The sequence below is a fragment of the Ruegeria sp. YTSA144 genome (genome assembly GCF_059610125.1).
The window spans coordinates 249,539-267,594 of the sequence record NZ_JBXWNA010000001.1 but is presented as its reverse complement, the minus strand read 5'-3'; the positions used below and the strand labels follow the sequence as shown (position 1 = coordinate 267,594).

At 59.4% G+C, this 18,056-nt stretch carries 17 protein-coding genes and 1 tRNA gene; 6 read left to right on the top strand and 12 right to left on the bottom strand.

Annotated elements, in window-relative coordinates:
- Nucleotides 1-62: 62 nt before the first annotated feature.
- The gene (gene gltX, locus AC2FF8_RS01365; protein WP_425078327.1) at nt 63-1,463 is read right to left on the bottom strand and encodes a glutamate--tRNA ligase; all 1,401 of its coding nucleotides are present in this window, start codon (nt 1,461-1,463) and stop codon (nt 63-65) included.
- A 78-nt stretch (nt 1,464-1,541) separates the two neighbouring features.
- On the opposite strand from gltX, the gene AC2FF8_RS01360 reads away from it, so the two are divergent.
- Nucleotides 1,542-3,590, top strand: a complete 2,049-nt coding sequence (locus AC2FF8_RS01360; RefSeq protein ID WP_496878740.1) for a ComEC/Rec2 family competence protein — start codon at nt 1,542-1,544, stop codon at nt 3,588-3,590.
- On the opposite strand, the gene lexA is transcribed toward AC2FF8_RS01360, so the two are convergent.
- From lexA to AC2FF8_RS01330, 6 genes are all read right to left on the bottom strand, one after another.
- Nucleotides 3,584-4,282 (bottom strand): transcriptional repressor LexA, encoded by a 699-nt coding sequence (lexA, locus tag AC2FF8_RS01355; protein ID WP_152458099.1) that lies wholly within the window; start codon nt 4,280-4,282, stop codon nt 3,584-3,586. The genes AC2FF8_RS01360 and lexA overlap by 7 nt on opposite strands.
- Before the next feature lie 78 nt (nt 4,283-4,360).
- Entirely contained in the window at nt 4,361-5,533 is a 1,173-nt protein-coding gene (locus tag AC2FF8_RS01350; RefSeq protein ID WP_496878739.1) for a molybdopterin molybdotransferase MoeA, read from the bottom strand.
- Nucleotides 5,530-6,003: a cyclic pyranopterin monophosphate synthase MoaC gene (gene moaC / locus AC2FF8_RS01345; protein WP_171725424.1), complete on the bottom strand. Its 474-nt coding sequence runs from the start codon at nt 6,001-6,003 to the stop codon at nt 5,530-5,532. Before moaC ends, AC2FF8_RS01350 begins: the two co-directional genes overlap by 4 nt.
- On the bottom strand, nt 6,003-6,815 hold the full coding sequence (trpC, locus tag AC2FF8_RS01340) for an indole-3-glycerol phosphate synthase TrpC (RefSeq protein WP_496878738.1): 813 nt from the start codon (nt 6,813-6,815) through the stop codon (nt 6,003-6,005). Before trpC ends, moaC begins: the two co-directional genes overlap by 1 nt.
- Nucleotides 6,812-7,831, bottom strand: coding sequence for an anthranilate phosphoribosyltransferase (gene trpD, locus AC2FF8_RS01335; protein ID WP_170344149.1), 1,020 nt, complete (start codon nt 7,829-7,831; stop codon nt 6,812-6,814). Before trpD ends, trpC begins: the two co-directional genes overlap by 4 nt.
- The gene (locus AC2FF8_RS01330; RefSeq protein ID WP_257600807.1) at nt 7,828-8,409 is read right to left on the bottom strand and encodes an anthranilate synthase component II; all 582 of its coding nucleotides are present in this window, start codon (nt 8,407-8,409) and stop codon (nt 7,828-7,830) included. Before AC2FF8_RS01330 ends, trpD begins: the two co-directional genes overlap by 4 nt.
- Before the next feature lie 198 nt (nt 8,410-8,607).
- On the opposite strand from AC2FF8_RS01330, the gene AC2FF8_RS01325 reads away from it, so the two are divergent.
- A complete protein-coding gene (locus AC2FF8_RS01325; RefSeq protein ID WP_496878737.1) occupies nt 8,608-10,041 on the top strand; it encodes a divergent polysaccharide deacetylase family protein in 1,434 nt (477 codons plus the stop codon).
- 58 nt (nt 10,042-10,099) lie between these two features.
- Here AC2FF8_RS01325 and trpE read toward each other — a convergent pair whose 3' ends face one another.
- The 5 genes from trpE to fabI form a co-directional block, all read right to left on the bottom strand.
- On the bottom strand, nt 10,100-11,611 hold the full coding sequence (trpE, locus tag AC2FF8_RS01320) for an anthranilate synthase component I (RefSeq protein ID WP_496878736.1): 1,512 nt from the start codon (nt 11,609-11,611) through the stop codon (nt 10,100-10,102).
- Nucleotides 11,612-11,622: 11 nt separating this feature from the next.
- The gene (locus AC2FF8_RS01315) at nt 11,623-13,464 is read right to left on the bottom strand and encodes a peptidylprolyl isomerase (protein ID WP_496878735.1); all 1,842 of its coding nucleotides are present in this window, start codon (nt 13,462-13,464) and stop codon (nt 11,623-11,625) included.
- An 80-nt stretch (nt 13,465-13,544) separates the two neighbouring features.
- The gene (locus tag AC2FF8_RS01310) at nt 13,545-14,720 is read right to left on the bottom strand and encodes an aminotransferase (RefSeq protein WP_496878734.1); all 1,176 of its coding nucleotides are present in this window, start codon (nt 14,718-14,720) and stop codon (nt 13,545-13,547) included.
- Between the two features lie 21 nt (nt 14,721-14,741).
- A complete protein-coding gene (gpt, locus tag AC2FF8_RS01305) occupies nt 14,742-15,251 on the bottom strand; it encodes a xanthine phosphoribosyltransferase (RefSeq protein ID WP_170344155.1) in 510 nt (169 codons plus the stop codon).
- Nucleotides 15,252-15,255: 4 nt separating this feature from the next.
- Nucleotides 15,256-16,062 (bottom strand): enoyl-ACP reductase FabI, encoded by an 807-nt coding sequence (fabI, locus tag AC2FF8_RS01300; RefSeq protein ID WP_170344156.1) that lies wholly within the window; start codon nt 16,060-16,062, stop codon nt 15,256-15,258.
- Between the two features lie 135 nt (nt 16,063-16,197).
- On the opposite strand from fabI, the gene pdxH reads away from it, so the two are divergent.
- The 4 genes from pdxH to AC2FF8_RS01280 all read left to right on the top strand — a co-directional run bounded on the left by pdxH (nt 16,198) and on the right by AC2FF8_RS01280 (nt 18,045).
- Nucleotides 16,198-16,803, top strand: coding sequence for a pyridoxamine 5'-phosphate oxidase (gene pdxH, locus AC2FF8_RS01295; RefSeq protein ID WP_170344157.1), 606 nt, complete (start codon nt 16,198-16,200; stop codon nt 16,801-16,803).
- 142 nt (nt 16,804-16,945) lie between these two features.
- Nucleotides 16,946-17,452, top strand: coding sequence for a cold-shock protein (locus AC2FF8_RS01290; protein ID WP_174818371.1), 507 nt, complete (start codon nt 16,946-16,948; stop codon nt 17,450-17,452).
- A gap of 5 nt (nt 17,453-17,457) precedes the next feature.
- Nucleotides 17,458-17,925, top strand: a complete 468-nt coding sequence (locus tag AC2FF8_RS01285) for a DUF192 domain-containing protein (RefSeq protein ID WP_496878733.1) — start codon at nt 17,458-17,460, stop codon at nt 17,923-17,925.
- Between the two features lie 43 nt (nt 17,926-17,968).
- A tRNA-Pro gene (locus AC2FF8_RS01280) sits at nt 17,969-18,045 on the top strand.
- The last annotated feature ends 11 nt before the right edge of the window (nt 18,046-18,056 follow it).

The following is an 18,056-nucleotide window of genomic DNA, read 5'->3' as shown; positions in this document are numbered from 1 at the left end:
CTGCGCGTGAACGCGCAGTCCGGGTGTTAGCGGAGCAGCGTTACCCGTTTATGAAGCTTGGGTTATTTCGCTGCTTCAGAAAGCCGCGCCAGGGTTTCTTCCCGTCCCAGCACAAGCATCATGTCAAAAACCGAAGGCGTAACGGCACGACCCGCCAGAGCGGCCCTCAGCGGACCGGCCAGCTTGCCGAACTTGAGCTCCTTTGACTCGGCAAAGGAATTCAGTGCCTCCTCCAGTTCGTTCCGCGACCAGCTAACATTTTGCAGATGCGGCGTCAATTCCGTCAGTATACCATCGGATACAGTTGCCAGCGCCTTTGCGGCTTTTTCATCCGGAGCGATCGGGCGGCTTGTCAGTGCAAAATGAGCCTTTTCAAGTAGTTCAGGGAAGGTGCGCGCCCGGTCCTTGAGGCAATACATCGCACGTTCCAGATCACTGGATTGTGTCTCAGTAAGGGGCGGAAGGTCTGCTGCGGCCAGATATGCTTCGATCTCTTGCCGCAGCGCAGCATCGTCCGAGATTGCGATATGCTGTCCACACAGGTTTTCAAGCTTCTTCAGATCAAACCGCGCAGGGCTTTTGCCGATCCCATCCAGATCGAACCAGTCCTTTGCCTGCGCGTCCGTGAAAAACTCATCGTCGCCATGGCTCCAGCCCAGCCGGGCCAGGTAATTGCGCATCCCGGCTGCGGGATAGCCCATGGCCTGATACTCCTGCGCTCCAAGCGCACCATGGCGCTTGGACAGCTTCTTGCCATCAGGCCCGTGAATCAGCGGGATATGCGCCCAGACCGGAACGTCCCAGCCCATGGCTTCGTAGATCATCATTTGCCGCGCGGCATTGTTGAGGTGATCGTCGCCGCGGATGACATGGGTGACGCCCATGTCGTGATCGTCGACGACGACCGCCAGCATGTAGACGGGTGTTCCGTCCGAGCGCAGAAGAATCATGTCGTCCAACTGGTCGTTGCGGATGCTCACATCGCCCTGAACCTGATCGTGGATCACGGTCACCCCGTCCTGAGGTGCCTTGATGCGTATGGCAAAAGGTGTGTCCGGATGTGTCGAGGGATCGGCGTCCCGCCATGGGCTGCGGAACAGGGTTGATTTCCCTTCGCTGCGCGCCTGGTCCCGGAAAGCCGCGATTTCTTCCTGAGACGAGAAACATTTGTATGCTTTGCCCTCGGCCAGCAACTGATGCGCGACTTCGGCGTGACGGGCGGCCCCTTCGAACTGGCTGATCACATCACCGTCGTGATCAAGGCCAAGCCAGGCCATGCCCTGAAGGATCGCGGCGGTCGCCTCGGGTGTCGAACGTTCGCGATCGGTGTCTTCGATCCGCAGCAGGAATTTGCCACCCCGACCACGCGCATACAGCCAATTGAACAATGCAGTGCGCGCGCCGCCGATATGCAGGAAACCGGTGGGCGAGGGGGCAAAACGAGTGACGACCTGTTCAGTCATGGTGAGGATTAACCTTTTGGTAACCGTATCTGGCATAGTTTGACGCCTGTCTAACGAGCCCGAAGGACGGGGGCAACCATGCGTGTTCTTGCACGGGTCGAGGCCGCGCTGCTGCACCAGACAGGCTACCTTTTCCCCTGGACGCCGGTTTTGCTGGCGACGGGGATTGGTCTGTATTTCGGCGTCCGCGTCGAGCCGGATCGGTCAGTTTATGCCGGTCTTGTCTGTCTTGGAATTGCTCTGGTCGCCTTGCGCCGCCGGCTGCCACCGGGGGTGGGAACGTTGGCAATCGGGGGGGCGCTGATCGCTGCCGGTTTCATTCTGGTAGGCGTTCGCGCCCATATGGTGGCGGAACCGGTTCTGTCGTGGCGATATTATGGCCCTGTCGAGGGGAGGGTCGTCGCCATGGATCGGTCTGCCTCGGATGCGTTGCGGTTGACGCTTGATCAGGTACGCATAGGGGATGTGCCTCAGGAGCGCAGGCCGCAGCGCATCCGTCTTTCCGTTCATGGTCCGGCGGGCACTATCGCACCGGGGCAGCGCATTATGACCACCGGTCATCTTTCGCCGCCGCAAGGCCCGGTCGAGCCCGGAGGGTTCGACTTTCGCCGCCATGCCTGGTTTCAACGATTGGGCGCGGTCGGTTATACCCGCGTCCCGGTCATGACCATCGCACCCGCGACAGAGGGGATTGCCGGCATTCGGGTCACTGCGATCCGCATGGCCATTTCGCAGCGGGTCAGGCAGATCCTGCCCGGAGAAATCGGTGGATTTGCCGCGGCCGTCACCACCGGAGATCGCAGCGGGATGGGGCAGGAGACGCTTTCATCCTTGCGGGCGTCCAACCTTGCGCATCTGTTGGCCATTTCCGGGCTTCACATGGGGCTTCTGACCGGTTTCGTGTTCGTGGCTTGCCGATTGGGTCTGTCGCTGTGCCCTCCTGTGGCGTTGCGACTTCCGGTTCGGAAAGTGGCCGCTGTGCTCGCGCTTTGTGCCGCAACCCTTTATCTGTTGTTGTCCGGGGGGAACGTTGCAACCGAACGAGCCTTTGTCATGGTCAGCGTCATGTTGGGGGCCGTGTTGATCGACCGACGCGCGATTTCGCTGCGTGCGGTTGCTGTTGCCGCCGTGATCGTTCTGGTTCTTCGACCCGAGTCGCTGCTGAGCCCCGGATTTCAAATGTCGTTCGCCGCAACCACAGCCTTGGTCGCCGTCTTCGGAGCGTTGCGAGAGGTAGGCCCGTTACCCGGCCCAAACTGGTTGAAACCGGTCGTTGGCGTGGTGATGTCATCGGCAATTGCAGGTCTTGCGACAGCCCCCATTGGTGCAGCGCATTTCAATACGATGTCCCATTACGGTCTGCTGGCAAACCTGCTTTCCGTTCCCGTCATGGGGCTTCTCGTCGTACCCTCTGCCGTCGTCGCTGCATTTCTTGCCCCGTTTGGACTGGAGGCACTTGCCCTGACCGTCATGGGGTGGGCATTGCATTGGATCCTTACGGTTTCCGACTGGGTGTCGCACCTTGAGGGGGCGCAGGGTTTTGTGGTCAGCCCGCCATGGTACATCCTGCCACTGGTCGCATTCGGCGCCTTGTGGATGGCCTTGTGGCAGGGACAAGCACGATGGGCCGGAGCAGTACCTGTTGCCCTGGCATTTATGCTTTGGAACTCGGGTCACAGACCGGATGTTCTGATCGCTGAAAACGGCGGGTTGGTCGGCGTGATGACCGACAAGGGCAGGGCTCTCAGCAAAAGCAAAGGCAGTGGGTTTGTCGCCGGTGTCTGGCTTGAAAATGACGGAGACGGCGTTGATCAGATCGAGGCGGCGCTCAGATGGCCGGACGGCAGCATCGTTCAACGTTACCCGCTGAAGGACTATGAGATCATCCATATCACCGGAAAAAGGGCGGCGCGCGCGTTTGACGAATGTCGGGACAACCAGATCATCATCTCGGCTGTTGCGCTTGCCCTGCAAGGTCCGTGCGGGGTGTTCGATCCGGAACGGTTGTACGAAACCGGCAGCCTGTCGGTTTCGAACGGAAAGCTGACCTCAAGCGCAGACATGACCGGTCATCGGCTTTGGTCCCCGAAACCTGCCGGGGACCGTCATTCCAAGCAGGCTCAATAGGTGCGGATCAGTCCGACCAACCGGCCCTGAACCTTGACCTTCTCTTCGGGCAGGACGCGCGTTTCATAAGCCGGGTTTGCAGCCTCCAGCGCGATTGCATTGCCGCGACGGAAGTACCGCTTGAGGGTCGCTTCCTGATCTTCGACCAGAGCAACCACGATGTCGCCGTTATCCGCGGTCGAGGTTTCCCGGATGACGACCACATCACCGTCATTGATGCCGGCATCGATCATCGAGTCTCCGCGAACTTCCAATGCATAATGCTGACCCTGTCCCGAAACCATGGGGCCGGGGACGGCCACGTGATGCGAAACATGGCTGATTGCTTCGATGGGAACACCGGCTGCGATCCGGCCCATGACTGGCAGCTCCAGCGCGTCCACCGATACAGGCTCCACGTTCGCAGGGCGGGGACCCTTGGGCCTGTCACCTTCGATAACGCGGGGTGTAAAGCCGGCCGTTGGCTCGCCGCCAAGGCTTTCGGGCAGTTTCACAATCTCAATGGCCCGAGCGCGATGGGCAAGGCGGCGGATAAACCCGCGTTCCTCCAATGCGGTGATCAACCTGTGAATGCCGGATTTCGACCGCAGGTCGAGAGCAGCCTTCATTTCATCAAAACTGGGCGGAACACCGTCCGCCTGCACGCGTTTGTGGATGAATTCCAGCAAATCCAATTGCTTCTTGGTCAGCATCGCTCACACCTCGTCGCTCATGCGTTTTCTTTTGTTCTACGCATGTTCACGTTTTGTGTCAACGAATTTGAGGGCAGGTCAGATCGGCAGGTATTCGACCATCTCCCCGATGTCGCGCGCCGGATCGTGTGGGGCGCGGACCAACAGCGCGTTGGACTGGGCCAGTACACTGAGAAGCGAACTGTCCTGATCTGCGCAAGCCTCGATACCGGCATCCGTCACCACGGCGCGCATATAGTGTTCGCGCGGGCCATTCTCGGGCAAAGGACCACTCAGCCGGGCCGTGCGGAAGGGGGGCAGCACCTGTTCAAGCCCCAGCATCCGGCGCACCATCGGAGCCAGAAACAGATAGCCGCAGACCATGGCGCTGACCGGATTGCCCGGTAACCCGACCATGGCCGCGTTGCCGAGACGACCGGCCATCAGGGGTTTTCCGGGGCGCATTCGGATCTTGTAGAAGGATTGTTTCATTCCCAACCCCTGCGAGACGTCCGACACGAGGTCATAATCGCCAACCGACGCCCCGCCGATCGTCACGACCAGATCCGCCCCCTGCGCAAGGCCAAAGGCCGTTTCGAGCGACGAAACAGTGTCCCGCGCGATCGGAAGCACGCGCACCACAGCCCCCAATCCTTCGAGCATTGCCTTCAGGCCAAACGTGTTCGAGGCAATGATCTGATCCGGGCCGGGTTCTTCCCCGGGCATGACCAACTCGTCTCCTGTCGAGATGAGGGCGATCACGGGTTTGCGCGAAACCGGGACGCGGGGGATGTTCATAGCGGCCATCAAGGCCACATCTTCCGCGCGGATCAAACGCGGGGCCGATATGGACGTGCCAGCCTTGAAATCCACGCCAGCGGGCCGAATGTTGGTTTTGGCGCCGGGTGTGTCCGTGATTGTCAGAAGATCGCCGCGGCGGTCCGTATCTTCTTGAATCACAACGAAATCCGCACCCTCGGGTACAGGGGCGCCGGTATAGATGCGAACGGCCTGCCCGGGGCCTACAGCGCCCTCAAAACGACGCCCGGCCGCTGACTCGCCCACGATTTTGAACATGGCGTGCAGTTCGACCTCGTCAGATTTGACCGCATAGCCATCCATGGAAGAGGCGGCAAAAGGCGGTTGATCCCGCGTGGCCGTGACGTCCCGCGACAGAACGCGCCCTGCGGACTGGGCCAGTGGAACCTCTTCCGCCGGCAATGGCCCCACAAGATCGAACAACAGGGCGCGCGCCTCTTCGACAGTAATCATTTCGCCTCGTAACGCCCTGATTTTCCGCCATCTTTAAGCAGAACGCGAATGCCGCCTATCTCCATCGCCTTATCTACGGCCTTGGTCATGTCGTATACCGTCAACGCGGCTGTCGATACGGCGGTCAGCGCTTCCATCTCGACCCCGGTCTGGCCCGAGGTCTTGACGGTGGCCTGGATCCGAACACCCGGCAGGTCGGGGTCAAGTGTAAGCTCGACCGCCACTTTGGTCACCGGCAAAGGATGACACAGCGGAATGAGGTCCGGCGTTTTCTTTGCACCCATGATGCCGGCCAAACGGGCAATACCCAGAACATCGCCCTTCTTGGCGCGACCTTCGGAAATGATTTCAAAGGTTTCGGGCGCCATCCTGATGTGACCTTCGGCAACGGCAACGCGATCTGTTACCTCCTTGCCCGAGACATCGACCATATGTGCCTGACCTTGGGCATCGAAATGGGTCAGTGGCATCACATCACTCCGGGGATCAGCGGGTTGGACAGGATATGGCGCGTTGCGGCTTCGACATCGTCCTGGCGCATCAGGCTTTCTCCGATCAAGAAGCAGCGGGCCCCATACCGCGCTATGTCCCTCAGATCGTCTGGCGTGCCCAATCCGCTTTCGCAAATGATGGTGCGATCGGCAGGCACCAGCTTGGACAGGCGGCGCGTCGTGTCGAGCGTTGTCTCGAAGGTCTTCAGATTGCGGTTGTTGATACCGATCAGCGGGCTTTTCAGCTGTGCCGCGCGTTCAAGCTCTGCTTCGTCGTGGACTTCGATCAGAACGTCCATCTCCCAATCGAATGCAGTGTTTTCCAGTTCAGCCGCCTGATCATCACTGACCGAGGCCATGATGATCAGAATACAGTCCGCCCCCAGGGCGCGAGCTTCGACCACCTGATACGGGTCGTACATGAAATCCTTGCGCAAAGCGGGCAGGGATGTCGCCTCGCGTGCTTGCGTCAAATACTCTTTCTTGCCCTGAAAACTGGGGGTGTCGGTCAGGACGGACAAACATGTCGCGCCACCATCTTCATAAGCCTTTGCAAGAACGGGCGGGTCGAAATCCGGCCGGATCAGCCCCTTGGACGGGCTGGCTTTCTTGATCTCGGCGATCAGGCCATAGCCTTGCCGCGAGGCGTGTTGCAGCGCATCGGCAAAGCCACGGGGCTCCGAGGCGGCCCGTGCCTCACCTTCCAGAGTTTCCAAAGATTTCCGGGCCTTGTCGGCCGCGACCTCTTCCAGTTTGTAGGCTTTGATTCTGTCCAGAACGGTTTCGGTCATGCGGCTTCCTGTGTCTTGGCGGCCAAGGCCGTGATTTTGTTTTTGGCATTGCCACTGTCGATGCTTTCAGCAGCCATGGCCACGCCTTCGCGCAGATCATTTGCCGCTTCGGCGACGACCAGAGCGGCGGCCGAATTCAGCAGCACCGCGTCACGATACGCTGACGGGGCACCGTCCAGCAAAGCCCGGAACGCAACGGCGTTTTCCTCGGGCGTGCCTCCGATGATGTCCTCGAAAGGATGCACGGGAAGACCAGCGTCTTCTGGGTGCAGTTCGACCTCTTTCACCATCTCGTCTTCCAGAGCGGCGACCCAGCTGATGCCGGTAATCGTGAGCTCGTCCGTCCCGTCCGAGCCATGCACCAGCCAGGCCCGGTCCGAGCCCAGCAGGCCAAGCGTTTCGGCCATCGGGCGGATCAGGTCGCGGCTGAAGGCACCGGTCAATTGCCGTTTGACGCCAGCAGGGTTGGTCAGGGGGCCGAGAATATTGAAGATCGTGCGCGTTCCCAGTTCTTGCCGGGACGGCATCACATGGGCGATGGCAGGGTGGTGCATTGGCGCCATCATGAAGCCGATTCCAACGTCTTTCAGCGCATTTTCAACGACTTGCGGGCCAACCATGACGTTGATGCCCATCTGGCCCAATGCATCCGCCGCGCCGGATTTGGAGCTCAGGTTGCGATTGCCGTGTTTCGCGACCGTGACTCCGGCACCGGCCACGACAAAAGCGGTCGCGGTCGAAATATTCAGGGTGCCTTTGCCATCGCCACCGGTGCCGACGATATCCATCGCCCCCTCGGGTGCGTTCACGGCATTGCATTTCGCGCGCATCACGGCCGCCGCCGCGGCGTATTCATCGACCGTCTCGCCGCGTGTCCGCATGGCCATGAGCAAACCGCCGATCTGGCTGGGCGTGGCTTCACCATCGAACAATATGGCAAAGGCCTTTTCGGCCTCGGCACGTGTCAAAGGACGATCGGCAGCAGCTCCGATCAGCGGTTTAAGCGCGTCGCTCATGCCGGGACTTTCAGTTCTTGCAGGAAGTTCTTGAGAAGGGCGTGGCCGTGCTCGGATGCGATGGATTCCGGATGGAACTGCACACCGTGGATCGGCAATTCCTTGTGTTGCAGCCCCATGATGGTGCCGTCGTCCAGCTCGGCCGTGATCTCGAGGCAATCGGGCAGGGTCTCGCGCTCGACCACCAGCGAATGGTATCGGGTTGCTTCAAAGGGTGAGGGCAGTCCGGCAAACAGGCCTTTGCCGGTGTGCTTCACCGTGCCCATCTTGCCATGAACGATCTCATGGCATCGAACCACCTTGCCGCCAAACACCTGACCTATGGTCTGATGGCCCAGGCAAACCCCCAAAAGCGGCGTTTTGGTTTCGGCCGCAGCTTGTGTCAGTGCCAGGCAAATCCCCGCCTGATCCGGATCGCAGGGGCCAGGGCTCAGCAGGATGCCGGCAGGGTTCATGGCCATCGCTTCCTGCACATCCAGCGCATCATTTCGGCGAATGACCATTTCGGCACCAAGTTCGCCTAAATAATGTACCAAATTGTAGGTAAACGAGTCGTAGTTGTCGATCAGCAGCAGCATTTGGGCACTTATCTTCGCTTGGGCATTTCGGGCTGGCGATGCAGCCCCGGGCCACGGTATAATGTCCGCACATACATGCTCAGGCTTGAGCGGCAGCGTCAAGAGGACATACCGTTTCTGACGCGTTCAATTGGCCGAGCGACACACCAGATGGCGCAGAGCTGGACGAGGCAGAGGAAAGAGGCGAAAGGCAGGAAAATGGGCGGATTTTTCGGAGGAATGGTCGCGGGCGCGATCGTTGTTTTGATCTTGGGCGCGGTCGTGTCTCTCAAGACGCCGATGGTGAATACCCCGGTTGTCGCAACCGAAGCACCGGCACCGACGATTTCTGAAACGCCCGAAGCTCCGGCTGAAGTGGCTGAGGCCGGTTCTGACGCCGATCTGGTGGAACTGGCCCCGCGTGCGCCAGAAGCCGCCGATGACGCCAGCGAGGATCTTGCCGATCTGTCGGGTCTGGAAACATCAGTCGATTCCCAGCCAGTTGTCGGCGCCGCAACGGACGAATTGATCCAACCGGAATCAGCAGATGCAAATGAAGTGTCATTCGTGATCGAAGCACCCGCCGCCCTGCCAGAGCCAAGTCAGGTTCCCGCGATTCAGCCAGACGATGTGCTGCCTGCGGTCATTGATGAAACACCGGCCCCGCCAGCCGAGCCCGAAAACACCGAGATGGCCGCGCTTGCGCCCGAACCGGACCCTCTGCCACAGGCAGCGCCAGAACCGGAGGCAGAGTCGACAGAGGCCGAAGAACAGAACCCCTTTGAAAACAGCCCGATTGCGGTGGAAGGCGATGAAGACACCATGCCACGTGAACTGCCGCGCATCGCTGCGCTGCCCCAGATCGGGGGCGAGCAGAAAGCAAGTGCCAGCTCGATCATCGGGAAACGCGTCGTACCGTTGACGGAACGCGATGATGAACCCGTCGTGGAACAGGCCTCGGCTGAACAGCCGAAATCGGCCAAGCCGATCGAACGTTTTGCGGCAAATTTCGAAAACCCCGAATCCAAACCGCTGATGTCGATCATTCTGATTGATGACGAGGGTTCATTCGGGTCCGAAGCGTTGCAGGACTTTCCGTATCCGATCAGCTTCGCCGTGAACCCATCGGACCCTGATGCGGCAGAAAAGATGGCACGCCATCGCAAGGCCGGGTTCGAGGTGCTGGCACTGGCGGATCTGCCCGAGGCGGCAAGTGCACAGGACGCCGAGGTGTCGCTGTCGGTTTGGCTGGATACCCTGCCGGAAACGGTTGGTATTCTGGAAGGTGTGAACAGCGGGATTCAGGGCAATCGCAAACTGGCCGATCAGGTCGCCGCGATTGCTGCGGGAACCGGTCGTGGGCTGATTACGCAGGACAATGGGCTCAACACCGTACAGAAACTGGCGGCGCGAAACGGAATTCCGTCCAGTGTCGTTTTCCGCGATATAGACGGCGCACGGCAGGACCCCAAAATCATGCGCAGGTTCCTGGATCAGGCCGCTTTCCGTGCCGGTCAGGAAGGGACAGTGGTCATGCTGGGGCGCGTGCGTCCCGAGACAATTTCAGCCCTGTTGCTGTGGGGGCTGGAAGACCGGGGCAACCGCGTGGCAATGGCTCCGATCTCGGCAGTCATGATGAAAAACGTGCAGTGACCAGTGCAGAAAGCAACGAAAAGGGGCGGTGATCATCTGATCGGCCGCCCCTGTTTTTTTAGCCGTTTCCGTTCCCGGTGAACCGGGCGGCGTCAGCTGCTGCGCGCCGTATGGCGTTGGATTTATGAACGGTTTCCATAAACTCGGCTTCGGGATCGCTGTCATAGACGACGCCACCGCCGGCTTGGATATAGAGTTTCTGATCTTTCACGATGGCCGTGCGCAGGGCGATACACATGTCCATGTCGCCGCCCGCGCTGAAATAGCCGACGCCGCCGCCATAAACGCCGCGTTTTTCAGGCTCCAACTCGTCGATGATCTCCATCGCGCGCACTTTGGGCGCGCCCGAGACGGTGCCCGCAGGCATCCCGGCAAAGAAAGCGTCCAGCGCGTCTTTGTCTTCGGCCAGTTCGCCCACCACGTTCGACACAATGTGCATCACGTGGCTGTAGCGTTCGATGATGAACTCTTCGGTCGGGCGTACTGTTCCGATCTTTGATACGCGACCGGTATCGTTGCGACCCAGATCCAGCAGCATCAGATGCTCGGCCAGTTCTTTCTTGTCGGCCAGCAGATCAAGCTCATTCGCCTTGTCTTCTTCTGGCGTCGCGCCACGGGGGCGGGTGCCTGCGATGGGACGAATGGTGACTTCATTGCCGAACACACGCACCAAAATCTCGGGGCTTGCGCCCACGACCTGGAAACCGCCGAAGTTGAAATAGAACATGAAGGGTGACGGATTCGTGCGCCGCAAGGACCGGTAGAGAGCAAATGGCGGCAGCGGAAAATCCTGCGTCCAGCGCTGAGCCGGAACAACTTGGAAAATGTCACCCGCGCGGATGTATTCCTTGGCCTTTTCAACCGCCTTCATATAGCCGGACTTGGTGAAGTTCGACACCGGTGCGGCGACTTCGCGCGCGTCACCCAGATCGCGGGTTTCTGCGGGCATGGCACGTTCCAGATCGCGGACCGCATCCATTACACGCTCAGCCGCCTGCGCATACGCGGCTTTGGCCGATTGACCGTCACTGGCCCAGGCGGGTGACACCACCGTTACCTCACCCTTGACCCCATCCAGCACCGCGATGACAGACGGGCGCAGCATGATCGCATCGGGCAGACCCAGGGGATCGGGGTTCACATTCGGAAGGTGTTCCACCAGCCGAACCATGTCATATCCCAGATACCCGAACAGCCCGGCAGCGGCCTGCGGCAAGTCATCGGGCAATTCTATACGGCTTTCGGCCAGAAGCGCCCGCAGGTTGTCCATCGGGTTACCATCCTGAGGCGAGAACGCCTCGGAATCGAAACGGGCCGAGCGGTTCAGCTCAGATGTTTCGCCGCGACAGCGCCAGACCAGATCAGGTTTCATACCGATGATCGAATAGCGGCCACGCACCTCACCGCCCGTCACCGATTCCAGCATGAACGCGTCTTTCTGCGCGCCCGTCAGCTTGAGCATCAATGACACAGGTGTGTCCAGATCGGCGGCCAGACGTGTGTAAACAACCTGGTTTTCGCCCGCTTCATAGGCGCGCGCGAAGGTTTCGAAATCGGGTGTCAGGGCCATATCGGTCTCGTTTAAAAGCTCGCCTGCACGGCGTTCAGAGCCTGCTGATCCACGACGGGGCGCGCCCGGGTCTGGGCATCACGTACGTAGGCGTTGAAAATATTCTGTGCCAGAGCCTGATCCATCTGTGTGCTCAGGGCATCATGCAACTGGCGCAGTTCATCCGTATCCGCCGGCGGCAGGATTTCGTCCAGACGCACAATCCAGGCCGCACCATTGCCGCCAATAACGCGCAACTCGCCCGGTTCCATGGCGAATACTTCGGTCATGAAATCGGCGGGAACGTCATCCAGAAACGCGGTGCGGGTCAGGGCGTTTTCGACGCGGAAGGGCAGGCCGGTCGCGGCAAAATCACCGTCAGTGGCCAGTTGGTTCAGAATGGCATCCGCCTTTTCCCGCAGGGCTTTGTTGGTCTCGGCCTGTTGCCAGGCCGCGGCGACACGGTCGCGCGCGCTCTCCAGCGGTTCCGGGCGGCGCGGCAGAACCTCGTCCAGGCGCAGGGCAAAAATTGACCCGTCTTCGAGGAAGGCGATTTCAGGGAAATCCCCTTCCTGCACGGCTTCTGCGGCCGCTCGGAACCCGTCATAGGCCGCAACGCCTTCGTCGCTGTCACGGGTCCAGTCGATCTGACCCAGTTCCATTTCGGTTTCTTCCGCCAGTTCTTCCAGAGTGGCACCGCCCGCCAGCATGTCGTTGATATCTTCGGATTGCGCCTCGATCAGGCGGCGGGCGCGTTCAGTCGCCAACTCTTCCCGAAGTGCCGGCTCGGCCTCGTCATATGGAACACTGTTCGCGGCCAGTGATCCGTTGACACGGAACAGGGCCGGACCGAACACCGAAGGCAACGGGCCCACGACAGCGTCAAGCTCGGCCGCAAAAACGGCGTCCGCAGCTTCGCCCAGATCCTCACGCGTCACGTCGCCCAGATCGATGTCGTTCAGTTCCAGATCGCGATCCCGAACCAACTGTTCAAAGGTCGTGCCGCCAACCTCGAGCTGCGCCAAAGCGTCCTTGGCGGCCTGTTCGCTTGGGAAGTTCAGACGTTCAACCAGACGGCGTTCGGGTTGGTTGTATTCGTCGGACCGTTCTTCATAAAGCTTCCGCAACGCGTCTTCGTCGATTTCGACCGTGTCCACCAACATTGCAGGCGACAGAACCGCATAAGTCAGCTGCTTGGTGCGGGGCAGGGTAAACTGATCTCCATTGTCATCGTAGAATGCCTGGATCTGCGCGTCCGTTGGTTCGGCCACAGGTGTGTCCAGTGCTTCCGCCCCGACAGTTGCGACCGTAAAGCTGCGCCGCGCGCCGATGTAGTCGACCATCGTGTCCGTCATCGTTGCGGGCATTTTCACGCCGCCCATGATAGCGCCCTGCACGATGGTTCGGGCGGATTCCTTGCGCAGATCGGATTCGAATTCGGAATCGGTCATGCCGACCTGTTCCAGCTGAAAGCGATAGGATTCTCGGTCAAAAGTTCCGTTGACACCCTGAAATGCCGGGATCGAGATGATCTCTTGCTGAAGGTTCTCATCGCCGATGGAAATCCCAAGCTGACGGACCTCGTTGTCCAGCGCTGCCAAAGCGGTCAGGCGGGCAAGGGCGTTTCGATCCAGACCCAGCTCGCGCGCTTGCGACATCTGCAAAGGCTGCCCGGATTGTGCTTCGACCGCTCGGATTTCGCGCTGCAATTCGCGCACATAGTCATCGACCGAGATGCTTTCGTCGCCGACTTGCGCAACTGTGCGGATCGTCCCGCTGAGGTTGACCGCGCCAAATCCCGCAAGGCCCAGCATCAGCAGGCCCATCAGAATCCAGACAAAGGTTTTCGAAAGACTTTTAGCGCCTGCGGCCATGATGCCCTCTTGTTTTTTTGGCAGAGTTCTGCCCTGTCGGTTGCGGCCCTGAATACGACGCACACCGCCGAGGGGCAAGCTTAGAAGGACAGGTCCTGCAACCGGTCGAACAATTGGCCCAGCCCGGCCCGATCCAGATTGGCAAAAGCAATGCGTACCTGCCGTTTTCCAGCCGGGTCATGATCGGGCATGAACATGGTTCCGGGCAACAGCAGCACACCGGCTTCGCTGACCAGACGGCGCGCAAGCTCGTCTGACGACAGGTCGAACGGATGTTCGAGATAGGCAAAATAGGCGCCAAGTCCCAAAAGCCGCCAACCCCGGGTTTCAAGCGCCGGCATCCCTTCTGCAATGGCTGCGCGGCGGTCAAGAATTTCATCGCGCTCGCCTGCCAGCCATTGCGACAGGTTTTGCATACCCCACAACGCAGCGAACTGGCCGATCTGGCCGGGGCAAATGGCGACCGTATCCAGAAATTTCTCGACCTCGGACAACAGCTCCGGGCTTGTCGCGATGGCGCCAACCCTGTGGCCCGTCAGACGATAAGCCTTGGAAAAAGAGTACAGGTGGACAAGCGTTTCGTCCCATCCGGGTTGTTGAAACAGATCATGCGGAGGGCCGCTGCGTCTGTCGAAATCGCGATAGGTTTCATCGACGATCAGGCGAATCCCGGTTTCACGGGCCAGGTTGTAAAAGGCCCTGACAAGTTCGGCAGGGTATTCGATGCCGCCCGGATTGTTGGGCGTGACCAGCGCAATGGCGCGGGTCTTGTCCGTAATCAAACCGCGCGCACGCTCTGGATCGGGTAGAAGGTCATCGCCGGTCGGCAGGTCCACGGCCAGTACTCCTGCCATGTCCAGCCACATTTTATGGTTGAAATACCAAGGGGTTGGCAGAATGACCTCATCGGCTTCGCCGGTGATCGCCGATATCACGGCCGAAAACGCCTGATTGCAGCCTGAAGTGATGGCGATCCGGGGTGAATCTACCTGCGCTGCATAGTGAGAACTGATCTGCGCCGCCAGTTCAGCGCGCAGATCGTCATTGCCCAAAACCGGGCCATAAAGATGTGCGCTGTCTTCGCGAACGGCGAACTCGGCCATGGCCTGCCGCAAGGCCAGCGGCGGCGGATCGACCGGGGCCGCCTGGCTTACGTTGATCAACGGGCGGTCGGATGGGAAGGAAACGCCCTCGACCCATCGGCGCGCCTCCATCACCGGAGGTGCGAACGTTGCGGCGGTACGGCTGAGCGTCATGTGCGGTCTACTGTTCTGGAATCAATCGGTGCCGCGATACGGCTCGACATATTGAAGGGCCATATCCCATGGGAAGAAGATCCATGTGTCCTGGCTGACCTCGGTGATGAAGGTATCCACCATCGGACGGCCCTTGGGTTTGGCGTAAACCGTTGCGAAATGCGCGTTCGGGTACATTTCCCGCACCAGTTCCAGCGTCTTTCCACTGTCGACCAGATCGTCGATGATCAGAATACCGGTTCCGTCGCCCATCAGGTCGGCGTCCGGAGATTTCAACACCTCTGCTTCACCCTGTTCCTGATGGTGGTACGAACGCACGCTGATCGTATCCACCGTACGGATGTCCAGTTCGCGGCTGACGATCATCGCAGGCGCCATGCCGCCGCGGGTGATCGCGACAACACCCCGCCAGTTGCCATCATCGGGCCCTTGCCCGTCAAGACGCCAGGCCAGTGCACGCGAATCGCGATGAATCTGGTCCCAGCTGATGTGAAAGCCTTTTTCGTGGGGCAGGCGGTCCTTGGCGCTCATGTTCTTAACCTTTTTCCATGTCCGGGGCGTCAACGGCCTTCATGCCGACGATATGATACCCGGAATCCACATGCAGGTTTTCACCGGTTACGCCGCTGGACAGATCCGACAGAAGATACAGCGCCGAGTTTCCGACATCGTCAATGGTCACGTTCCGACGCAGTGGCGAGTTATATTCGTTCCACTTCATGATATAGCGGAAATCGCCGATGCCGCTGGCGGCCAGGGTTTTGATCGGACCGGCCGAGATCGAGTTCACGCGGATGCCATCCTTGCCCAGATCCTCAGCCAGGTATTTGACCGAGGCCTCGAGCGCGGCCTTGGCGACGCCCATGACATTGTAATGCGGCATGACCTGTTCAGCGCCGTAATAGGTCAGGGTTACAGCGCTGCCGCCCTCGGACATCATCTTTTCAGCACGCTGCATCACGGCCGTGAAAGAATAGACCGACACATCCATCGTCAGTTTGAAATTCGCGCGACTGGTGTCGACATAGCGACCGCGCAGCTCGTTCTTGTCGGAAAAGCCGATGGCGTGGACGATGAAGTCCAGCTTGCCCCATTTCTCTTCCAGCGCTGCAAAGAGCGCGTCGATGGATGCTTCGTCACTGACGTCGCAGGGCAGAACGATTTCGCTGCCCAATTGCGCCGCCAGCGGGTCGACACGCTTTTTCAAAGCCTCGCCCTGATAGGAAAAGGCCAGCTCGGCCCCGGCATTCGACAAGGCGCGGGCGATTCCCCATGCGATTGATTTGTCATTGGCCAGTCCCATGATGAGGCCGCGTTTGCCGGCCATCAACTGATTTGACATGTTCGGTTCTCCGCCTGTCTTCGCGTTATGTTGAGTTGGTTTATGCCATTGGTTGCGTTGCATCAAGGCCGTGCGCTCTTGCCCGCAGCGGGTTCTCGCCTTAGGTTCGTCGTTAATACTTTCCAGGGGATGGAAATGACCGAGCGTGATGGCATCTTTGCTGGCTCCGATCCGTTTGAAATAGCGGCCCGGTGGTTGGCTGAGGCTGAAGAAACCGAAATGAACGACCCGAACGCGATTGCGCTTGCAACCGTTGACCCGGATGGCTTGCCCAATGCACGCATGGTGTTGCTAAAGGAAATCGAAGCGGACTCGTTTGTTTTCTATACAAACTACGAAAGCGCCAAGGCCAGAGAACTGGACACCGCCGGAAAAGCTGCATTTGTGATGCATTGGAAATCTTTGCGGCGTCAACTTCGTGTTCGTGGTACAATAAGTCGTGAAAACGGGCCCCAGGCAGATGAGTATTATGCATCAAGGTCATTGAAAAGCCGGCTGGGCGCGTGGGCTTCAAAGCAGTCGCAACCGCTTTCGAGCCGGACAGCTTTGATGGCAGAAGTCGCGAAAGTGACGGCGAAACTAGGGCCAAATCCGCCGCGTCCGCCATTTTGGGGCGGGTACAGATTGACGCCCACCGAGATTGAGTTCTGGGCCGATGGAGCGTTCCGCTTGCATGATCGGTTCAGATGGCAACGAATTGAGCCGGGATCGGCATGGCATGTTGAAAGGTTGAATCCATGACGTTCACGTGTCGTGAAATGCAACAAGCAGAAAACAAACGATTTTTTCAGCTTGAATTTGCCTGCCATTCCCCTAAACAACAAACCCTTAACGAACTGTTGATATTCGCGATGGGAAAACCGTGCCAGAAGACCTGAACAACATGTACCGCGTCCGTGGACACGTAAAATGGTTCGACCCTGCCAAGGGGTACGGCTTTGTTGTGTCCGAAGAGGGCGGCCCGGATATTCTGTTGCATGTGAATGTTCTGCGCAACTACGGCCAGAGCTCGGTCGCAGACGGTGCCAGCATTGAAATCATGACGCACCGCACGGACCGGGGGGTTCAGGCGGTCGAGGTCATCGCGATTGATCCGCCGGCGCGGACCGACTCGATGATGCTTGCTGATTTCGCCGAGCTGGATCCGGAGGTCATCGCAGAAGCGCCGCTGGAAGCCGCACGGGTGAAATGGTTCGACAAGGGCAAAGGTTTCGGATTTGCAAATGTCTTCGGGCGCGGCGAAGACGTATTCCTTCATATCGAGGTGTTGCGCCGTTCGGGGCTTGCCGATCTGCAACCAGGTGAAGCACTGGCCATGAGGGTGATCGACGGCAAGCGGGGTCGGATGGCCGCGCAGGTTCTGGCCTGGGAAGCGGCTTTGGACAGCTGAACCGGATGAAACGGCTTCGGATACTCTTGACCATATTCTTGACGTTGTGGGCAGGAGTTGCCGCTGCCGCATGCAGATCCGACCGTGTCACGCTCAGAAATGACAGTGCGACGGTGCAATTTGACGTGGAAATCGCCGTTACACCGCAAGAGCGATCCCGCGGTTTGATGTTTCGCGAATCGTTGCCGACCCGATCCGGCATGCTGTTCGTGTTTGACCCGCCGCAGCCTGTTGCCTTCTGGATGAAGAACACCCTGATCCCGCTGGATATGATTTTTCTGGATCGCACCGGTTTGGTGACTCGTGTGCATGAAGGGGCGATTCCGGGTGATCTTACGGCGATTGAAGGGGGCGATTCCGTATTTGCGGTGCTGGAAATCAATGCAGGATTGTCCGCGCGCTACTCCATCGGGCCCGGGACACAGATGAAGCACGAAATTTTTTCGCAAGGACCTGCAATTTGGCCCTGTTAGGGCTTTTCAAATCAGAACGGCATCGTTAGGAAGGCGCACGGTCCGGGGCGTGGCGCAGTCTGGTAGCGCACCTGTTTTGGGTACAGGGGGTCGTAGGTTCGAATCCTGCCGCCCCGACCATTTCCATCAAG

Bases quoted from the DNA above. Each gene is read 5' to 3' on its own strand.
- gltX (WP_425078327.1), bottom strand. From the start codon at position 1,463: ATGACTGAACAGGTCGTCACTCGTTTTGCCCCCTCGCCCACCGGTTTC.
- AC2FF8_RS01360 (WP_496878740.1), top strand. From the start codon at position 1,542: ATGCGTGTTCTTGCACGGGTCGAGGCCGCGCTGCTGCACCAGACAGGC.
- lexA (WP_152458099.1), bottom strand. From the start codon at position 4,282: ATGCTGACCAAGAAGCAATTGGATTTGCTGGAATTCATCCACAAACGC.
- AC2FF8_RS01350 (WP_496878739.1), bottom strand. From the start codon at position 5,533: ATGATTACTGTCGAAGAGGCGCGCGCCCTGTTGTTCGATCTTGTGGGG.
- moaC (WP_171725424.1), bottom strand. From the start codon at position 6,003: ATGCCACTGACCCATTTCGATGCCCAAGGTCAGGCACATATGGTCGAT.
- trpC (WP_496878738.1), bottom strand. From the start codon at position 6,815: ATGACCGAAACCGTTCTGGACAGAATCAAAGCCTACAAACTGGAAGAG.
- trpD (WP_170344149.1), bottom strand. From the start codon at position 7,831: ATGAGCGACGCGCTTAAACCGCTGATCGGAGCTGCTGCCGATCGTCCT.
- AC2FF8_RS01330 (WP_257600807.1), bottom strand. From the start codon at position 8,409: ATGCTGCTGCTGATCGACAACTACGACTCGTTTACCTACAATTTGGTA.
- AC2FF8_RS01325 (WP_496878737.1), top strand. From the start codon at position 8,608: ATGGGCGGATTTTTCGGAGGAATGGTCGCGGGCGCGATCGTTGTTTTG.
- trpE (WP_496878736.1), bottom strand. From the start codon at position 11,611: ATGGCCCTGACACCCGATTTCGAAACCTTCGCGCGCGCCTATGAAGCG.
- AC2FF8_RS01315 (WP_496878735.1), bottom strand. From the start codon at position 13,464: ATGGCCGCAGGCGCTAAAAGTCTTTCGAAAACCTTTGTCTGGATTCTG.
- AC2FF8_RS01310 (WP_496878734.1), bottom strand. From the start codon at position 14,720: ATGACGCTCAGCCGTACCGCCGCAACGTTCGCACCTCCGGTGATGGAG.
- gpt (WP_170344155.1), bottom strand. From the start codon at position 15,251: ATGAGCGCCAAGGACCGCCTGCCCCACGAAAAAGGCTTTCACATCAGC.
- fabI (WP_170344156.1), bottom strand. From the start codon at position 16,062: ATGTCAAATCAGTTGATGGCCGGCAAACGCGGCCTCATCATGGGACTG.
- pdxH (WP_170344157.1), top strand. From the start codon at position 16,198: ATGACCGAGCGTGATGGCATCTTTGCTGGCTCCGATCCGTTTGAAATA.
- AC2FF8_RS01290 (WP_174818371.1), top strand. From the start codon at position 16,946: ATGTACCGCGTCCGTGGACACGTAAAATGGTTCGACCCTGCCAAGGGG.
- AC2FF8_RS01285 (WP_496878733.1), top strand. From the start codon at position 17,458: ATGAAACGGCTTCGGATACTCTTGACCATATTCTTGACGTTGTGGGCA.